Source organism: Nonomuraea zeae, assembly GCF_005889725.1.
Taxonomy (GTDB): domain Bacteria; phylum Actinomycetota; class Actinomycetes; order Streptosporangiales; family Streptosporangiaceae; genus Nonomuraea; species Nonomuraea zeae.
The window spans coordinates 1-15,682 of record NZ_VCKX01000093.1 but is presented as its reverse complement, the minus strand read 5'-3'; the positions used below and the strand labels follow the sequence as shown (position 1 = coordinate 15,682).

Below are 15,682 nucleotides of genomic sequence, written 5' to 3'. Positions count from 1 at the left end.
ACATGACGCTGCCCAGGACCACCGGTTACGAGCGGCTCACCCACATCCGCGCCACCCGGCCGGAGTGGATCGCCGAGGCCGCGGCCCGCCGCGAGCGGCGCGGCCTGCCCGGTGAGGGCGAACGGCTGCTCATCATCGCCGCCGACCACCCGGCCCGCGGGGCGCTGGCCGTCCGCGACCGGCCGCTGGCCATGGCCAGCCGCACGGACCTGCTCGACCGTCTCCAGGCGGCGCTGGCCAGGCCGGGCGTGGACGGCATCCTGGCCTCGCCCGACGTGCTGGAGGACCTGCTGCTGCTGGGCGCGCTCGAAGGCAAGCTGGCCTTCGGCTCGATGAACCGGGGCGGCCTGCAGGGCTCGGTGTTCGAGCTGGACGACCGCTTCACCGGCTTCGACGCGGACTCGATCGACGCGATGCGCCTCGACGGCGGCAAGATGCTCTGCCGCATCGACCCCGGCGACCACGCGACGGTGGCCACGCTGGAGTCGTGCGCCCGCGCGGTCACCGACCTGGCCCGCAGGCGGCTGGTGGCCATGGTGGAGCCGTTCTGGTCGCTGCGCTCGGAGACCGGTTCGCTGCGCAACGACCTGTCCCCCGACGCGGTGATCCGGGCGATCAGCATCGCCCAGGCGCTCGGCGTCACCTCGGCCTACACCTGGCTCAAGATCCCCGCCGTGCCGGAGATGGAGCGGGTGATGGCCGCCACCACGCTGCCCGCCCTGCTGCTCGGCGGCGACCCGCCCGACATCGACGCCGCCTACGCCGACTGGCACCGCGCGCTGAGCCTGCCCGGCGTGCGGGGGCTCGTCGTCGGGCGCGCCCTGCTCTACCCTCCGGACGACGACGTGGCGACCGCGGTGGACGGTGCCGCCGCCCTGGTTCGAGAGGTCCGCGCATGACATACCTTCCGTACGGCAAGGCCGCCAGCGCCCCGTGGGCGGTCGAGATCACGCCGTCCCTGGCCGGCTGGACGTACTCGGGGCTGCGGGTCGTGGACCTGGCCGGCGAGCCGGTGTCGTTCGACACGGGCGACGCGGAGATGCTCGTCCTGCCGCTGGCGGGCTCGTGCTCGGTCACGCTGCCCGGGGTGACGTACGAGCTGGCGGGCCGCGCGTCGGTCTTCGACGGCCCCTCCGATTTCGCCTATATCCCGATTTCTACGCAGGTGACGCTGGAAGGGAGCTGCCGGATCGCGCTGCCCTCCGCCCGCGCCACCCGCGCCCTGCCGCCCCGCCACGTCGCCGCGGCCGACGTCCCCGTCGAGTTCAGGGGCGCGGGCCAGGCCAGCCGCCAGGTGAACAACTTCTGCGCCCCCGACGTCTTCGAGTGCGACAAGCTCATGGCCGTGGAGGTCCTGACGCCGGGCGGCAACTGGTCGTCCTATCCGCCGCACAAGCACGACACCCCCAACCCGGGCGAGGCCGTGCTGGAGGAGATCTACTACTTCGAGGTGGCCGCCGAGGGCCTCGGCTACCAGCGCGTCTACTCCTCCGAAGGCGGTCAGATCGACACCCTGGCCGAGGTCTCCTCCGGAGACGTGGTCCTGGTCCCCTACGGTTACCACGGCCCCTCCATGGCCGCGCCCGGCTACGACCTCTACTACCTGAACGTGCTGGCGGGCCCGGCCGAGCAGCGGTCGATGGCGTTCTGCGACGATCCTCGCCACGCCTGGATCCGCTCCTCCTGGGAGGGCCAGCCCACCGACCCCAGACTGCCGTTCGGGAGGAACCCATGACCCGGTTGACCGTCGCCCAGGCCGTCGTGCGCTTCCTGGCCCACCAGTGGACCGAGCGCGACGGCGTGGAGCATCGGCTCATCGGCGGCTGCTGCGGCATCTTCGGCCACGGCAACGTCGCCGGGCTCGGCCAGGCGCTGGCCACCTCGGCCGAGGAGCTGCCCTACCACCTGAGCCGCAACGAGCAGGCGATGGTGCACACCGCCGCCGCGTACGCGCGGGCGAGCAACCGGCTGTCCACCCTGGCCTGCACCACCTCGATCGGCCCCGGCGCGACCAACATGATCACCGGCGCGGCCGGCGCGACGATCAACCGGCTGCCCGTGCTGCTGCTGCCCGGCGACATCTTCTCCACCCGCGTGGCCGGCCCCGTGCTGCAGGAGCTGGAGGACCAGCGCTCCTACGACGTCTCGGTCAACGACTGCTTCAAGCCGGTCTCCCGCTTCTGGGACCGGATCAACCGCCCCGAGCAGCTCCCGTCCGCGCTCCTCGCCGCCATGCGGGTGCTCACCGACCCGGCGGAGACCGGCGCCGTGACGCTGGCGCTGCCGCAGGACGTGCAGGCGGAGGCGTTCGACTGGCCGGACGAGCTGTTCGCGCGCCGCGTCTGGCACATCCCGCGGCCGCGCCCCGAGCGGGCGGCCCTGGCCAGGGCCGCCGAGCTGATCAGGTCAGCGGCCCGCCCGCTGATCGTCGCGGGCGGCGGTGCCATCTACGCCGAGGCCACCGAGCAGCTCAGGACCTTCGCGGAGACGCACGGCATCCCCGTGGCCGAGACGCAGGCGGGCAAGGGCGCGCTGCCCCACGGGCACCCGCTCGCCGTCGGCGCGATCGGCGCCACGGGCACCACCGCCGCCAACGCGCTGGCCCGCGAGGCCGACGTGATCATCGGCGTCGGCACCCGCTACAGCGACTTCACCACGGCCTCCAGGACCATCTTCGCGCCCGACGCCAGGTTCGCGAACATCAACATCACCGGCTTCGACGCCGCCAAGCTGTCCGGCCTGCAGCTGGTCGCCGACGCCCGCGAGGCGCTGGCGGAGCTGGGCGAGGCGTGCGCGGGCTGGAGCACGCCGGCCGCCTACCGGGAGCGGGCCGCCGACCTGAACCGGGCGTGGGACGCGGCCGTGGACGCCGCGTACGCGCTGGACGGCTCGCCGCTGCCGCAGTCCGCGGTGATCGGCGCGGTCAACGTGGCCGCGGGCTCCGACGGCGTGGTCGTGTGCGCGGCCGGGTCGATGCCCGGCGACCTGCACAAGCTCTGGCGGCCGAGCGGCCCCGGCAGCTACCACGTCGAGTACGGCTACTCGTGCATGGGCTACGAGATCGCCGGCGGCCTCGGGGTCAAGATGGCGGCGCCTGAGCGCGAGGTGTTCGTCATGGTGGGCGACGGCTCCTACCTCATGATGGCCCAGGAGCTGGTCACGGCCGTCTCCGAGGGCGTCAAGCTGGTCGTCGTCCTGGTGGACAACTCGGGCTTCGCCTCCATCGGCCGCCTGTCGGAGAGCGTGGGCGCCGAGCGGCTCGGGACCTCGTACCGGCATCGTGACGGCGGGCCGCTGCCGGTGGACCTGGCCGCCAACGCGGCCAGCCTCGGCGCGACCGTGCTGCGTCCCGAGTCCGTCTCGGAGCTGCGCAAGGCGCTCGACACGGCCCGCTCGGCCAGGGAGACCACGGTGATCTACGTGCGCACCGACCCGATGGCCGACGACGCGCCCTCCTCGGAGGCGTGGTGGGACGTGCCCGTGGCCCAGGTGGGCACGACCAGCGCCACCTACGCGGCGCGGGAGACGTACGAGGCGAACAAGCGCTCCCAGCGTCCCCACCTCAGCCCGCCCGGCTGATCAGGATTGCCGCCGATCACCTGAGGGAACCCCTCTGACCAGGCATGATCGGGGGGATGGGATGAGACCGTGGCGGGTGATCGGCTGGATCGTGGTCGTCGCGATCGCCCTGTTCTGTCTCTACCACGTCCAGACGGTGGTCATCTCGATCATCATCGGGGTGTTCATCACGGCGCTGCTGCTGCCTCCGGCCCGCTGGCTCTGGTCACGCGGGCTGAGCCGCGCGCTGGCCACCACGATCGTGTTCGCCGCCGGATTCCTGCTCGCGGGGGCGCTCATCGCGCTGCTGGTGCCGCCCACCGTGGAGAGCCTGGCGGAGCTGCGGGCCAGCGTCGGCAAGGTGCTCGACGACCTGCACAACCTGACCTCCAGGCTCGGGCTCGACGATCAGCAGATCGTCGCGCAGGCCAAGGACTACCTGTCCACCCAGGGCCGGCAGATCACCAGCGGGGCCCTGGCCGGGGTCAGGACGGCCGGCGAGATCGTGATCGGGGCCGTGCTGGCGGTCATCCTGTCGATCTACTTCGTGCACGGCGGCGACCGGCTCTTCCACTGGCTCGTGGACCTCGCGCCCGCCTCGGCCAAGAGCCGTATCGCCGAGGCCGGTCACCTGATCTACTCGGTCATCGGCCGCTACATCAGGGGCATCGCGATCGTGGGGGCGGTCGACGGGTTCTTCATCGGGGTCGCGCTGTGGATCCTCGGGGTGCCGATCGCGCTGCCGCTGGCGGTGCTGACGTTCGTGGGGGCGTTCCTGCCGGTGGTGGGGGCGTTCATGGCCGGGCTGCTGGCCGCGGTGGTGGCGCTCGTGGCCAAGGGCTGGCTGGTGGCGCTCATCGTGGTCGCGGTGACCGTCGCGGTGCAGCAGATCGAGGGGCACGTACTGGCGCCGCAGATCTACGGCAAGGCGCTCGACCTGCCCGGGGCGGTGATCCTGGTGGCGATCACGGTGGGCAGCGTGGTCGCCGGGATCACCGGCGCGTTCCTGGCCGCGCCGGTGGCCTCGGTGATCGTGGCCCTGCTCCGCAGGCCCAGGACCGAGCTCATCGGGGCCGTCAGAGCGTGAGCTCCAGCTCCAGCTCGTGCCTGATCGGGATGCCGTCGGACTCGGCCGGAATGCTCGGCTTGAGGGCGCGCGCCCGGTCCACGCCGTGCCGGTGCAGGGCGATCAGGTCGAAGCCGTAGCGCTGGTAGAAGCGCAGGGCGTGGGTGTTGTCGTTGGTGGTGACCAGCCGGAGCCTGCTCGCGCCGCGTTCGGCCGCCACCGCGCGGACGGCGTCCAGCAGCGCCCTGCCCACCCCCTTGCCGGGGAGCACGGCGTCGATCGTGATGATCTCCACGGAACCGGCGCGCTCGGCGTAGGTGATCACGCCGGCCACGTCGTCGCCGTCGTGAGCGATGAAGCCGGGCATCGTGCTCGCGTCGACCAGCTCGCCGCGGCCCAGCGCCACCACGGTCGAGCCGCCCCAGCTCGCGGTGAGCACCCGGGTCACCGCGGTGAGATCGCCTGGCTCGATGGCGCGCACGGACATCGTCATGGCCGTCATTATGGCGCCGGGCGGCGGATTGCGGCGGGGCCTGGACCGGCCCGTCAGTGCCGCTGCTCCAGCACGTCGGCGATGCCCGCCAGGAACGAGTCCACGTCGGCGATCAGGTAGCCCGACCTGAGCAGCACGGTCGAGAACTTGGCCGCGCGCACGTCCTTGGCCAGCACGGGATAGTCGGTCGTGCCGCGCAGGGTGGCCACGATCCGGTCGAGGAAGGCGTCGATCTCGTCCTCGTTGTAGCCGGTGCCCATGCGGCCGGGGCGGAAGGCCACCCGCTCGACGCGCGCCGCCTGGGTCTCGAACCACTCCTCGCGCAGCATGTCGCCGGTGGGCTCGGCCATGGCCAGCCGGACGGGCCGCTTGGCCATGGTCTCCAACGCCACCACGAACGCTTCGAGCGCGAAGTCGACCGCGGTCTCCTGATAGCCGCCGCGTTTGGCACGGAAGGTGGCGCCGCGGACGTCGTCGGCGCTGACGGGCTCCATGGCGTGCGAACCCCGGCCCAGGGTCGCCTCGATCCGCCCGATCAGGGCGTCGACCTCCATGGGGTCGTAGCCTGAACGCATACCCATGACGCGCGGAAAGCGGTTCAAGCTCACTCCTTTTGAAACGTGCTGAGGGGTAGCTCCATTGTGACGCCCTTTATCACGACCATGCGACCCGATGGCTACCGTGGCAGCACCATGCGCCTGTCTCAAGTCTCCTTCCGCTACCGCCGGCGTGCCCCGCTCGTCATCCAGGAAGCCGACGCCCACCTCGCCCCCGGCGACGTGGTCGAGCTGTCCGGGTCGAACGGGGCCGGCAAGTCGACCCTGCTCCGCCTCCTGGCGGGCCTCGCCAGGCCGACGACCGGCACGATCGCCGGCCGTCCCGCGGTGGTCGGCTTCGCCCCCGACCGCTTCCCCGCCGCGCAGCCGTTCACGGTCACGGCCTATCTGCGCCACATGGCCCGCGTCCGCGGCGGGGCCCGCTGGGAGCCGTGGGCCGAGCGCCTGAACATGGGCCACCTCCTCGCCCTGCCCCTGAGCGAGCTGTCGAAGGGCAGCGCGCACAAGGTCGGGCTGACCCAGGCGCTGATGGCCGAGCCGGGGCTGCTGATCCTGGACGAGCCGTTCGCCGGGCTCGACGCCGACACCCGCGAGGCGCTGCCGGCCATCGCCGCGGAGGTGGCCGGCCGGGGCGGCATCGTCATCGCCAGCGACCACCAGGGCGGCCTGCGCGGCCTGCCGGGCCTGCGCCCGTGGTCGATGGTCGACGGGCGGCTCAAAGAGAGCACGGAGGCCTCTCAGGCCCCGGAGAGCGCCACCGGCCCCGGGGCGCCAGAGCCGCGTGACGCGGTGGTGGCGGTCACGTTACCCGCGGCCGAGCTCCATGACTTCCTCGCCAGGATGCACGGCGAGGGCTACCAGGCCCGTGAGATCGAGGAGAGCGGATGATCGCCCTGGCCGTGTTCCGCCTGGCCGCCTATATCCGCTCGCACCGCGTCTACCAGGCGCTCCTGCTCACCCTGGCAATGGTGGCGATCGTCTACGGCAGCCGCGCGCCGAGGGGCGCGGAGGTCTCCGTGCTCACGGACGGCGCCGTGCTGCTGATTCCCGTCCTGGCGTGGGCGGCCAGGAGCCTGCTCGACACCGAGCCCGACCGGCAGCGCGAGATGTCCGCGATCCAGGCGGGCGGCCGGGGCAAGGAGGTGGCCGCGGGGCTGCTGGCGGCGTTCGCGGCTTGTGCCGGGTTCGCGGCACTCGGACTGGCCTGGGCGCTGCTGCTCGGCGTGAGCCAGGCCCCGCGCTCCGGCCTGCTGGCCTCCGTACTCTTCCTGTACGGCCTGTCCGCGCTGTCCGGGACCGTGCTCGGCGCCCTCACCAGCCGCGCGGTCCTGCGCTCCCCGGCCGTCTCGATCATGGCCCTGATCCTCGGCTTCCTGGTGATGCTGCTGGTCAGCGCCTCGTCCCTCTATTGGCTCACCGTCCCGCTCATCCCCTGGATGAGGGCCGCGAACGCCGGTCAGCTCCTCGACCAGATCGTGCCGCTCACCGCCGTCTCGCTGGCCTGGTGCCTCATCGGGCTGGCCGCTTATCTGTGGCGCCGGCGGGGAGTGTAGTAGGTTAGTAAGCACTCACCTACCCCTTGAGGAGGCGACGGTGAAACTGATCTGCATCGGTGACAGCATCACGCGCGGCCAGGTGAGCGCCGACTACGTGACCATGCTCCGGGCCCGGCTGCCCGAGGCGGCCGTGCTCAACTCCGGAGTCAACTACGAGCTCTCGGCCCAGACGCTCGACCGGCTCGACGACGTCATCCGGCAGGACCCGGACGTGGTGACGGTCCTCATCGGGACCAACGACGCGAACTTCACGCTCAGCCCGCGGCTCGCCAGGACGCTGCGCAAGCGCTGGGGCCTCACCGCCGCTCCCGACGTGGAGGGTTACGCCGCGAACCTCACCGCCATCGCCCGGCGCCTCCAGGACGAGACGATGGCCAGGGTGGGGCTGCTCTCCCTGCCGGTCATCGGCGAGGAGCTCGGCTCGGAGCCGGTACGGCGGGCCGCCGAGTACAGCGCGATCGTCCGCGAGGTGGCGGCGGAGCAGGGCGTGTCGTACCTGCCGCTCAACGAGCGGATGACCGCGTACCTGGAGGAGCGGGGCAGGACGCCGGGGACCCGCTACCGGCCGGAGGGCCGGCTGGCCCAGACCGCCGCGATCCAGCACCTCCTGCTCGGCCGCGGCCTGGACGCCATCTCCAGGAGCCGCGGCCTGCAGCTCACGACGGACACCGTCCATCTGAACGGGCGGGGCGCCGCGATGGTCGCCGACCTGGTCGAGGCGTTCGCCGCCCGCTCGATCGCACCCCACTGATCCCAGCGCACCCCACTGACCCAGCACCACCCGCCCGCGTCGGGCTGGTGGTGCTGGTGGTGCTCATGCGGAGGGCGCGGTTACTCCGCGGCGGCGAGCTGGCCGCAGGCGCCGTCGATCTCGCGCCCGCGCGTGTCGCGGACCGTCACCGGCACGCCGTGGAACTGCAGCCGCCGAACGAACGCCCGCTCGTCCTCCGGCCGTGACGCCGTCCACTTGGAGCCGGGCGTGGGGTTGAGCGGGATCAGGTTGACGTGCACCAGTTTGTTCTTGACCAGCTTGCCGAGCAGGTCCGCTCGCCACTCCTGGTCGTTGATGTCCTTGATCAGGGCGTACTCGATCGAGACCCGCCGCTTGGTCCTGGCCGCGTACGCCCACGCGGCCTCGAGGACCTCGGCGACCTTCCACCGCGTGTTGATCGGCACCAGCGTGTCACGCAGCTCGTCGTCCGGCGCGTGCAGGGACAGCGCGAGCGTGACGGGCAGCCCCTCGTCGGCGAGCTTGCCGATGGCGGGCACGAGGCCCACGGTGGACACCGTGACGCCACGGGCGGAGATGCCGAGCCCGTCGGGCGCGGGCTCCACCATGCGGCGGACCGCGCCGATCACCTGCTTGTAGTTGGCCAGCGGCTCGCCCATGCCCATGAACACGATGTTGCTCACCCGGCCGGGACCCCCGGGCACCTCGCCGGCCGCCAGCGCGCGGGCGCCCGAGACCACCTGCTCGACGATCTCCGCGGTGGACATGTTGCGGGTCAGGCCCGCCTGTCCCGTGGCGCAGAACGGGCAGTTCATGCCGCAACCGGCCTGCGACGACACGCACATCGTGACCCGGTCGGGATAGCGCATGAGCACCGACTCGACCAGCGCGCCGTCGAAGAGCCGCCACAGCGTCTTACGGGTGGTGCCGCTGTCGGTGGTCTGCTCCTTGACCGGGGTGAGCAGGCTGGGCAGCAGAGCGGACAGCTTCTCGCGGGCCGCCGCGGGCAGGTCCGTCATGGCGCCGACGTCGGTGGTCAGGCGCTCGAAGTAGTGGCGGGAGAGCTGGTCGGCGCGGAACGCCTTCTCGCCCAGCTCGGTCACCGCGACCCGCCGCTCGGCCATCGACAGGTCGGCCAGATGCCGTGCGGGCTTGGCCCGCCGGGGCGCGACGAAGGTGAGCTGGCCTGGGGGCTGGGACACGTTCCTGCCTTTGCTTGAGGGGTTGTGGACCAGGGTATTGAACGCTTGGATCGGAGGTGGCATTCCTGGTCACGGTACGGCTCGCATCGGGCTCACCGCCCGATCTACAGTCATCACGTATGGCGATTTTTCGGTCGGCATCTAGCGAGGGTGGCACCGAGGTCGTGCTCGCCGCCGGTAACCCGTACGGCAGCCGGACGCTCGTCGTCGAGCGGGACGAGGACTCCTCGGTAGCTTACCTGTGCTCGCCGGACGGCACGGTCCACGGCGCGGTCTGGCTGGCCAATCATCGTCCCGCCCCGCCCGTGGTGGACCTGGCCCGGATCAACGCCGGGCTCCCGCCGCTGATGCCCAGGCCCAACACGCTGCACCCGGACGGCCGCCGGCCGCTCGGGCAGCTCAGCGCGCTGTGGTTCGAGGAGGGTGACGGGGTCGCCCTGTACGAGGACGACGACCTGCTGGCGGTCATCCCCGGCTGGGCCGACATGAGCAGGGGCATGCCCGGCTACGCGCGTGACGCGGTGGGCGAGTCGCCCTTCGCCTGGGCCCTGTCGGAGGCGCTCGAAGGGCTGCGTCCCCGCATCTCCAACGCCAGGTCCTACTGGCGCTGGCGGCACGGTGAGGGGTCGTGGCCGTCGTTCCAGCAGTTCGTGATGGGGCATCTGGATCGGGTGCTCGGGCCGGCCGGCCGCTACTGGGACGCCAGCGGTGAGCGACTGCCCACCGTCGGCATCACCGAACGCCCGCCGCACGCCGAACGCGGCTTCAGCGTACTGTCCACGGTCGGGATGAGCTGCCAGCGGATGCCCACGGTCGAGCAGTGGATCGACCGGCCGGGCGCGTACGCCCGGATCGAGCTGGCCGTGGCGACGATCGAGGACCCCAGGGACGCGGCGCTGCTGCTGGTGTGGCTGTCACAATATCCGTGGCATTCGGTCACCTGGCTCGGCCACGGGCACACGGCGCGGTGGTATCACGAGCCTTCGACGTTCCCCCTGGGGTCCCAGTACTCGGGCGTCCTGATGCGCGCCGACCCTCCCGGCATGCCCGACATGTCAGGATTCGGGTTCGGCGGTGAGGCCGTACGGTGGCTCTGGCTGACCCCGGTCACCGCCGAGGCGCTGGAGGCCCAGCACCACTAGCCCCACCAGCGGGCTAGAAGAACAACGTCATCAGCAGCCAGGCCGGCACCAGCGTCGTCACCAGCGAGTCGAGCCGGTCCATCAGCCCGCCGTGGCCGGGCAGGATCGTGCCCAGGTCCTTGATGCCGAGATCCCGCTTGATCATCGACTCGATCAGGTCGCCCACGGTCGCCAGCAGCGCCGCCAGCGCGCCGATCAGCGCGCCCTGCCAGATGTCGCCGCCGAGCAGCCACACCACCAGCCAGGCCCCGACCGCCGTGCACGCGATGATGGACCCGGCCAGCCCTTCCCAGGTCTTCTTCGGGCTGATGACCGTCATCCGGTGCCTGCCGAACAGCACTCCGGCGATGTAGCCGCCGATGTCACTGGCCACGGTCACCGCGACGAAGATCAGCACCCGGTGGTGGCCGTCGCTCTCCGTGAGCATCAGCGCCACGAACGCGCTCAGCATCGCGGGATAGAACAGCGTGAACACCGACGCCGTCGCGTCGCGTACGTAACCCTCGGTGCCGTCGCTGAACATCCGCCAGATCAGCAGCACGAACGCGAACACCGCGAAGGCCGCGATCAGCCAGACCGGCCCGCCGAAGTACGCGCCCGCCTGCATCCCGACCAGGCCCACGAGCACCGGCACGGCGGGCACCTTGATGTCGCGGGTGCGCAACGCCTTGATCAGCTCGAGCACACCGACACCCACGGCCGCCACCACGACCACGAGGAAGAGCTCCTTGATCGTGTAGAGCGAGCCGATGGTCAGTGCGCCCAGCACCACGCCGACCGCTATCGCGGCAGGCAGGTTCCTTCCGGTACGGCTGCCGCCGCTCGAGCTGGTGCCAGCCGTACGTTCTTCCACAGAGTTCTCCAAGAGCCACGGCCCTCGCCGCCACGACGAGGGCCGTAGTGCAGACCCGCTACCTGAGGCGGCCCGCTGAACGCGGGTCCGCCGTGCGGCGCGCCGCTCAGACTTCGAGCAGCTCGGTTTCCTTGTGCTTGAGCAGCTCGTCGATCTTGGCGACGTGCTTCTGGGTGAGGTCGTCGAGCTCCTTCTCGGCCCGCCTGACCTCGTCCTCGCCCGCCTCGCCATCCTTGATCATCTTGTCGAGGATCTCCTTGGCGGAGCGGCGGATGTTGCGCACGGAGACCTTGGCGTGCTCGCCCTTGTTCCTGGCGACCTTGATGTAGTCCCTGCGGCGCTCCTCGGACAGCTCCGGGAACGTCACGCGGATCACATTGCCGTCGTCGGTCGGGTTGACGCCGAGGTCCGAGTCGCGGATGGCGCGCTCGATCGCGCTCATCGAGCTCTTGTCATAAGGCTGGATGAGCACCATGCGCGCCTCTGGCACGTGGAACGACGCCAGCTGCTGGATCGGCGTCGGCGTGCCGTAGTACTCGGCATTGATCTTGTTGAACATCGAGGGGGTGACTCGGCCCGTACGGATGGTCGCGAAGTCCTCCTTCGCGACCGAGACGGCCTTGTCCATCTTTTCCTCGGCTTCGAGGAGGGTTTCGTCGATCACAGCGGCTCCCTGTCTTCTAGCTGGCGGGGTCGGGCTCGCTCCCTCATTTGCCTGCGGGACTCACCAGCGTGCCGATCTTCTCACCGCGGACCGCCCGCAGGATGTTGCCCTCGCCCATGAGGTCGAAGACCACGATGGGCAGATCGTTGTCCTTGCACAGGCTGATCGCGGTGGCGTCCATGACCGCGAGGTCTCGGAGCAGCACCTCGCCGTAGTCGAGGTGGTCGAACCTGACCGCATCCGGGTTCTTACGAGGGTCGGAGTCGTAGATCCCGTCCACCTGGGTGCCCTTGAGCAGCGCCTCGGCGCCGATCTCCAGGGCCCGCTGGGACGCCGCGGTGTCGGTGGAGAAGAACGGCGAGCCGAGCCCGGCGCCGAAGATGACCACGCGCCCCTTTTCGAGGTGCCTGATCGCGCGGCGCGGCAGGAACGGCTCGGCCACCTGCTGCATGGTGATGGCGGTCTGTACGCGTGTCTCCACGCCCCGCCGTTCGAGGAAGTCCTGCAGGGCCAGGCAGTTGATGACCGTGCCGAGCATGCCCATGTAGTCGGCTCTGGCCCGGTCTATGCCGCCCTGCGAGAGGGTGGCGCCGCGGAACATGTTGCCGCCGCCGACCACGACCGAGACCTGCACGCCCTCTTTGACCGCCTCGGCGATCGAGTCGGCCAGGTGATCGACGACCACGGGATCGATGCCCAGCGGCTCGCCACCAGCGAACGCCTCGCCTGACAGCTTCAACATCACCCGCTTCCATCTAAGTGGACTTTGCGGGTTTTGAGATGAGGAAGCCGCCGTCCGTGTGGATTCGTGGGCTGACTCCCGGTGGTCCTGCACGGCGGCGGCCTCCTTCAATTCGGCGGATCGTTGAGCTGGCAGCTTGCCTAAGCCTAAGCCTGACCGACCTTGAAGCGGACAAAGCCCAGCACCTCAACGCCGTTCTCGTCGGCGTACTTGCCCACGCTCTTCTTGTTGTCCTTGACGAAGGCCTGCTGGAGAAGGGTGAAGTCCTTGTACCAGCCGTTGACGCGGCCCTCGACGATCTTCGCGATCGCCTGCTCGGGCTTGCCCTCCTCGCGGGTCATCTCCTCGAAGAGCTTGCGCTCCTTCTCGACGACCTCGGCCGGCACGGAGTCGGCCTTGAGGTACTGCGGGGCCATGGCCGCGGCGTGCTGCGCGATGTCCTTGGCGACGTCGGCGTTCGGCTTGTCGAGCTGGACCAGCACGCCGACCGCCGGCGGCAGCGCCGGGTCGGTCTTGTGCATGTAGGCGCCGATGTAGCCGCCCTCCAGCACCGCGAAGCGGCGGATCTCGATCTTCTCGCCGAGCGCGGCGTTGGCCGAGTCGAGGTGCTCCTTGACGGACTTGCCGTCGAAGGAGGACTCCAGCAGCGTCGCCACGTCGGCGGGCTTGGTCTCGAGCACGTGCGCGACGACCTGGGTGGCCAGCTCCTGGAAACGCTCGCCCTTGGCCACGAAGTCGGTCTCGCAGTTGAGCTCGAGCAGCGCCGCAGAGGAGTCGCCGTCCTGCTTGAGCGCCACGAGGCCGTTGGAGGCGGTGCGGGCCTCGCGCTTGCCCACGTCCTTGGCGCCCTTGAGGCGCAGCAGCTCGATGGCGCGGTCGAAGTCGCCCTCGGACTCCTCCAGCGCCTTCTTGCAGTCCATCATGCCGGCAGCGGTGATCTCGCGAAGCCGCTTGACGTCGGCCATGTTCACGGAAGCCATTGCTCTTATTCCTTGTGGGATTTCGTCGTGGATCGGATGGGTGCCGGGCACCCGCCCTTGGTTCGTCCGGCAGAGTCCCGCCGTACGAGGAGCCGTGGTCTTGCTCTGGGCCCGGGTCGGCCCGGCCTTGCTGCTGCTTCGGTCGGCCCGGCCTTGCTGCTGCTTCGATCGGCATACTGCCCAGCCTCGCCTCGGACTACCGCCTCAGCTCTGACCAGGCTTGGGTGCTTTTGACCGGCCTGTACCTCAGCTAGGGCCAGCCTTGCCCCCGGGCTCGGGTGCGTCGGCCTGGCCTGCCGCTTCGGCTTTGACACTGAACGCCCGGCCCGGGGACCGCGCATTACCCGCGGCCGATCCCTGTCCAGGACGCTCAGTGGCTGGTGGTCCGCCATATTCAGCTGTTCAGCCGGGCTGCTGTCTCACCATGCAACCACCCTCGCCGGATGCCTGCCTGGCGACGCGACCGCGCCCTGCCGGATCGTTGCCTCACGATGCAACTGCCCCTGCCGGGACGTTGCCTGGTGCGGCGGCCGCACCCAGCCGGGTCGCCGCCTTGCCACGCGGCTACCTCGCCGGACAAGGCAGCCGCTCCACCAGAGACGACCACCCGAACCGGATGCCACCTCGTCGGGGACAGCCGCCTTGCCGTGAGCTTGCCGGGCCATCTGCCCGGGGCCGGACGGCCGTGCGGTCAAACCTGCCGCACCGCCGTCCCCTGCCCGGGCAATTGCCGTGTGCTGTGCTGTGCTGTGCGTGCTGTGCCCTGCGCAGACCTGTGGCCCAGGCGCGCCCTCAGCCGCCTCGCGGCGGCGTATCGGACTCGCCCTCAACCCTCAGGCCTGCGCCTCAGAACCGGCCTCAGCCCTTCGGCTCAGGCCAGCCTCAGCTCTCGGGCTCAGGCCTGCTGCTCGGACTCGTCCCCAGCCGCAGCCTCGGGAGCGGGGCTCTCCTCAGCAGCAGCCTCGGGCGCCACAGCCTCGGCCTCCGCGGCCTCGGGCTCGGCAACCGTCTCGGGCTCAGCGGCAGCCTCGGGAGCGGCGGCCTCGTCGGCCGCACGCTCGCCGGCACCCTGCTCAGCAGCGCCCTGCTCGATGAGCTCGCGCTCCCACTCGGCCAGCGGCTCGGCGGCGGCCGGCTTCTCGTCACCGCGAGCGGCGCCGGAGCGAGCCATCAGACCAGCGGCGACACCGTCGGCGACGACCCTGGTCAGCAGACCGACGGCGCGGATGGCGTCGTCGTTGCCCGGGATCGGGTAGTCGACCTCGTCGGGGTCGCAGTTGGTGTCGAGGATCGCGACCACAGGGATGCCAAGCTTCTTGGCCTCGCTGATCGCGATGTGCTCCTTCTTGGTGTCGACGACCCACACCGCGCTGGGCACGCGGCCCATGTCACGGATGCCGCCGAGCGTACGCTCGAGCTTGTCCTTCTCGCGGCGGCGCATGAGGAGCTCCTTCTTGGTGAGCCCCGAAGCGGCGACGTTGTCGAAGTCGAGCTCCTCGAGCTCCTTCAGACGCTGAAGCCTCTTGTGCACGGTGGAGAAGTTGGTGAGCATGCCGCCCAGCCAGCGCTGGTTCACGTAGGGCATGCCGACCCGAGCGGCCTGCTCGGAGATGGCCTCCTGAGCCTGCTTCTTGGTGCCGATGAACAGGATCGTGCCGCCGTGAGCGACGGTCTCCTTGACGAAGTCGTAGGCACGGTCGATGTACGACAGCGACTTCTGCAGGTCGATGATGTAAATGCCGTTGCGCTCGGTGAAGATGAAGCGCTTCATCTTCGGGTTCCAGCGCCGGGTCTGGTGACCGAAGTGAACGCCGCTCTCGAGCAGCTGTCGCATGGTGACGACGGGGGCCATGTGCTGGTCCTCCAGGTCTTGGCGCCCTGCGGATGGGCGCGGTTCTCGGTTGTGCCGCGACAGCGCGTTGTCTGCCGCCCTGATGCCCCGAAACCGCTCCAGCCGGGCACAAGGCCCGGACCGATGGCGCGGTCCGCAATGGGGCATGCGAAGTCGGCCTGCGTGACAGGCCATCGAAAAGTCTACCTCCCGCGCCGCCCCAGCCTGACCGTCTACGGTGAAACGGACATTCCATCCCTCCACCACCACCAGACCCACGCACCCGACTGACCAGCCCACCCTCCGCC

At 70.6% G+C, this 15,682-nt stretch carries 16 protein-coding genes; 8 read left to right on the top strand and 8 right to left on the bottom strand.

The window, feature by feature from the left end; translation table 11 throughout:
• The first annotated feature begins 2 nt into the window (after positions 1 to 2).
• The 4 genes from ETD85_RS27765 to ETD85_RS27750 all read left to right on the top strand — a co-directional run bounded on the left by ETD85_RS27765 (position 3) and on the right by ETD85_RS27750 (position 4,645).
• Positions 3 to 899 (top strand): Cgl0159 family (beta/alpha)8-fold protein, encoded by an 897-nt coding sequence (locus tag ETD85_RS27765; RefSeq protein ID WP_138692746.1) that lies wholly within the window; start codon positions 3 to 5, stop codon positions 897 to 899.
• Positions 896 to 1,735 (top strand): 5-deoxy-glucuronate isomerase, encoded by an 840-nt coding sequence (iolB, locus tag ETD85_RS27760; protein WP_138692722.1) that lies wholly within the window; start codon positions 896 to 898, stop codon positions 1,733 to 1,735. Before ETD85_RS27765 ends, iolB begins: the two co-directional genes overlap by 4 nt.
• On the top strand, positions 1,732 to 3,579 hold the full coding sequence (gene iolD / locus ETD85_RS27755) for a 3D-(3,5/4)-trihydroxycyclohexane-1,2-dione acylhydrolase (decyclizing) (RefSeq protein WP_138692721.1): 1,848 nt from the start codon (positions 1,732 to 1,734) through the stop codon (positions 3,577 to 3,579). Before iolB ends, iolD begins: the two co-directional genes overlap by 4 nt.
• A 61-nt stretch (positions 3,580 to 3,640) precedes the next feature.
• Positions 3,641 to 4,645: an AI-2E family transporter gene (locus ETD85_RS27750; RefSeq protein WP_240779462.1), complete on the top strand. Its 1,005-nt coding sequence runs from the start codon at positions 3,641 to 3,643 to the stop codon at positions 4,643 to 4,645.
• Here ETD85_RS27750 and ETD85_RS27745 read toward each other — a convergent pair.
• A complete protein-coding gene (locus ETD85_RS27745; protein ID WP_170246868.1) occupies positions 4,635 to 5,117 on the bottom strand; it encodes a GNAT family N-acetyltransferase in 483 nt (160 codons plus the stop codon). The genes ETD85_RS27750 and ETD85_RS27745 overlap by 11 nt on opposite strands.
• A 53-nt stretch (positions 5,118 to 5,170) precedes the next feature.
• Positions 5,171 to 5,719, bottom strand: a complete 549-nt coding sequence (locus ETD85_RS27740; RefSeq protein WP_138692719.1) for a DivIVA domain-containing protein — start codon at positions 5,717 to 5,719, stop codon at positions 5,171 to 5,173.
• A gap of 90 nt (positions 5,720 to 5,809) precedes the next feature.
• Between ETD85_RS27740 and ETD85_RS27735 the strand changes: the two genes are divergently transcribed.
• Genes ETD85_RS27735 through ETD85_RS27725 form a run of 3 tightly spaced genes read left to right on the top strand, consistent with a single transcriptional unit; the run spans position 5,810 to position 7,981 of the window.
• Positions 5,810 to 6,562, top strand: coding sequence for an ABC transporter ATP-binding protein (locus ETD85_RS27735; RefSeq protein ID WP_138692718.1), 753 nt, complete (start codon positions 5,810 to 5,812; stop codon positions 6,560 to 6,562).
• Positions 6,559 to 7,227, top strand: coding sequence for a hypothetical protein (locus ETD85_RS27730; protein ID WP_138692717.1), 669 nt, complete (start codon positions 6,559 to 6,561; stop codon positions 7,225 to 7,227). The genes ETD85_RS27735 and ETD85_RS27730 overlap by 4 nt, the downstream gene beginning before the upstream one ends.
• A 40-nt stretch (positions 7,228 to 7,267) precedes the next feature.
• A complete protein-coding gene (locus tag ETD85_RS27725) occupies positions 7,268 to 7,981 on the top strand; it encodes an SGNH/GDSL hydrolase family protein (RefSeq protein ID WP_170246866.1) in 714 nt (237 codons plus the stop codon).
• Positions 7,982 to 8,061: 80 nt separating this feature from the next.
• Here the strand turns inward: ETD85_RS27725 and rlmN are convergent, their stop codons facing one another.
• Positions 8,062 to 9,162, bottom strand: a complete 1,101-nt coding sequence (gene rlmN / locus ETD85_RS27720) for a dual-specificity RNA methyltransferase RlmN (RefSeq protein WP_138692715.1) — start codon at positions 9,160 to 9,162, stop codon at positions 8,062 to 8,064.
• 119 nt (positions 9,163 to 9,281) lie between these two features.
• Here rlmN and ETD85_RS27715 point away from each other — a divergent pair, with 119 nt between their 5' ends.
• Positions 9,282 to 10,304 carry a suppressor of fused domain protein gene (locus ETD85_RS27715; protein ID WP_138692714.1) on the top strand — a complete coding sequence of 341 codons (1,023 nt, stop codon included), beginning with the start codon at positions 9,282 to 9,284 and terminating at the stop codon, positions 10,302 to 10,304.
• Between the two features lie 13 nt (positions 10,305 to 10,317).
• On the opposite strand, the gene ETD85_RS27710 is transcribed toward ETD85_RS27715, so the two are convergent.
• From ETD85_RS27710 to rpsB, 5 genes are all read right to left on the bottom strand, one after another.
• On the bottom strand, positions 10,318 to 11,157 hold the full coding sequence (locus tag ETD85_RS27710) for a phosphatidate cytidylyltransferase (protein ID WP_170246865.1): 840 nt from the start codon (positions 11,155 to 11,157) through the stop codon (positions 10,318 to 10,320).
• 106 nt (positions 11,158 to 11,263) lie between these two features.
• A complete protein-coding gene (gene frr, locus ETD85_RS27705) occupies positions 11,264 to 11,821 on the bottom strand; it encodes a ribosome recycling factor (RefSeq protein ID WP_138692713.1) in 558 nt (185 codons plus the stop codon).
• Positions 11,822 to 11,864: 43 nt separating this feature from the next.
• Positions 11,865 to 12,563 (bottom strand): UMP kinase, encoded by a 699-nt coding sequence (gene pyrH, locus ETD85_RS27700; protein ID WP_240779461.1) that lies wholly within the window; start codon positions 12,561 to 12,563, stop codon positions 11,865 to 11,867.
• Positions 12,564 to 12,709: 146 nt separating this feature from the next.
• Positions 12,710 to 13,543 carry a translation elongation factor Ts gene (gene tsf / locus ETD85_RS27695; protein ID WP_138692712.1) on the bottom strand — a complete coding sequence of 278 codons (834 nt, stop codon included), beginning with the start codon at positions 13,541 to 13,543 and terminating at the stop codon, positions 12,710 to 12,712.
• Positions 13,544 to 14,438: 895 nt separating this feature from the next.
• On the bottom strand, positions 14,439 to 15,395 hold the full coding sequence (rpsB, locus tag ETD85_RS27690; RefSeq protein ID WP_138692711.1) for a 30S ribosomal protein S2: 957 nt from the start codon (positions 15,393 to 15,395) through the stop codon (positions 14,439 to 14,441).
• Positions 15,396 to 15,682 lie beyond the last annotated feature (287 nt).

Coding starts and splice junctions, on each gene's coding strand:
- ETD85_RS27765 (WP_138692746.1), top strand. CDS start 3: ATGACGCTGCCCAGGACCACCGGTTACGAGCGGCTCACCCACATCCGC.
- iolB (WP_138692722.1), top strand. CDS start 896: ATGACATACCTTCCGTACGGCAAGGCCGCCAGCGCCCCGTGGGCGGTC.
- iolD (WP_138692721.1), top strand. CDS start 1,732: ATGACCCGGTTGACCGTCGCCCAGGCCGTCGTGCGCTTCCTGGCCCAC.
- ETD85_RS27750 (WP_240779462.1), top strand. CDS start 3,641: ATGAGACCGTGGCGGGTGATCGGCTGGATCGTGGTCGTCGCGATCGCC.
- ETD85_RS27745 (WP_170246868.1), bottom strand. CDS start 5,117: ATGACGATGTCCGTGCGCGCCATCGAGCCAGGCGATCTCACCGCGGTG.
- ETD85_RS27735 (WP_138692718.1), top strand. CDS start 5,810: ATGCGCCTGTCTCAAGTCTCCTTCCGCTACCGCCGGCGTGCCCCGCTC.
- ETD85_RS27730 (WP_138692717.1), top strand. CDS start 6,559: ATGATCGCCCTGGCCGTGTTCCGCCTGGCCGCCTATATCCGCTCGCAC.
- ETD85_RS27715 (WP_138692714.1), top strand. CDS start 9,282: ATGGCGATTTTTCGGTCGGCATCTAGCGAGGGTGGCACCGAGGTCGTG.
- pyrH (WP_240779461.1), bottom strand. CDS start 12,563: ATGTTGAAGCTGTCAGGCGAGGCGTTCGCTGGTGGCGAGCCGCTGGGC.
- tsf (WP_138692712.1), bottom strand. CDS start 13,543: ATGGCTTCCGTGAACATGGCCGACGTCAAGCGGCTTCGCGAGATCACC.
- rpsB (WP_138692711.1), bottom strand. CDS start 15,395: ATGGCCCCCGTCGTCACCATGCGACAGCTGCTCGAGAGCGGCGTTCAC.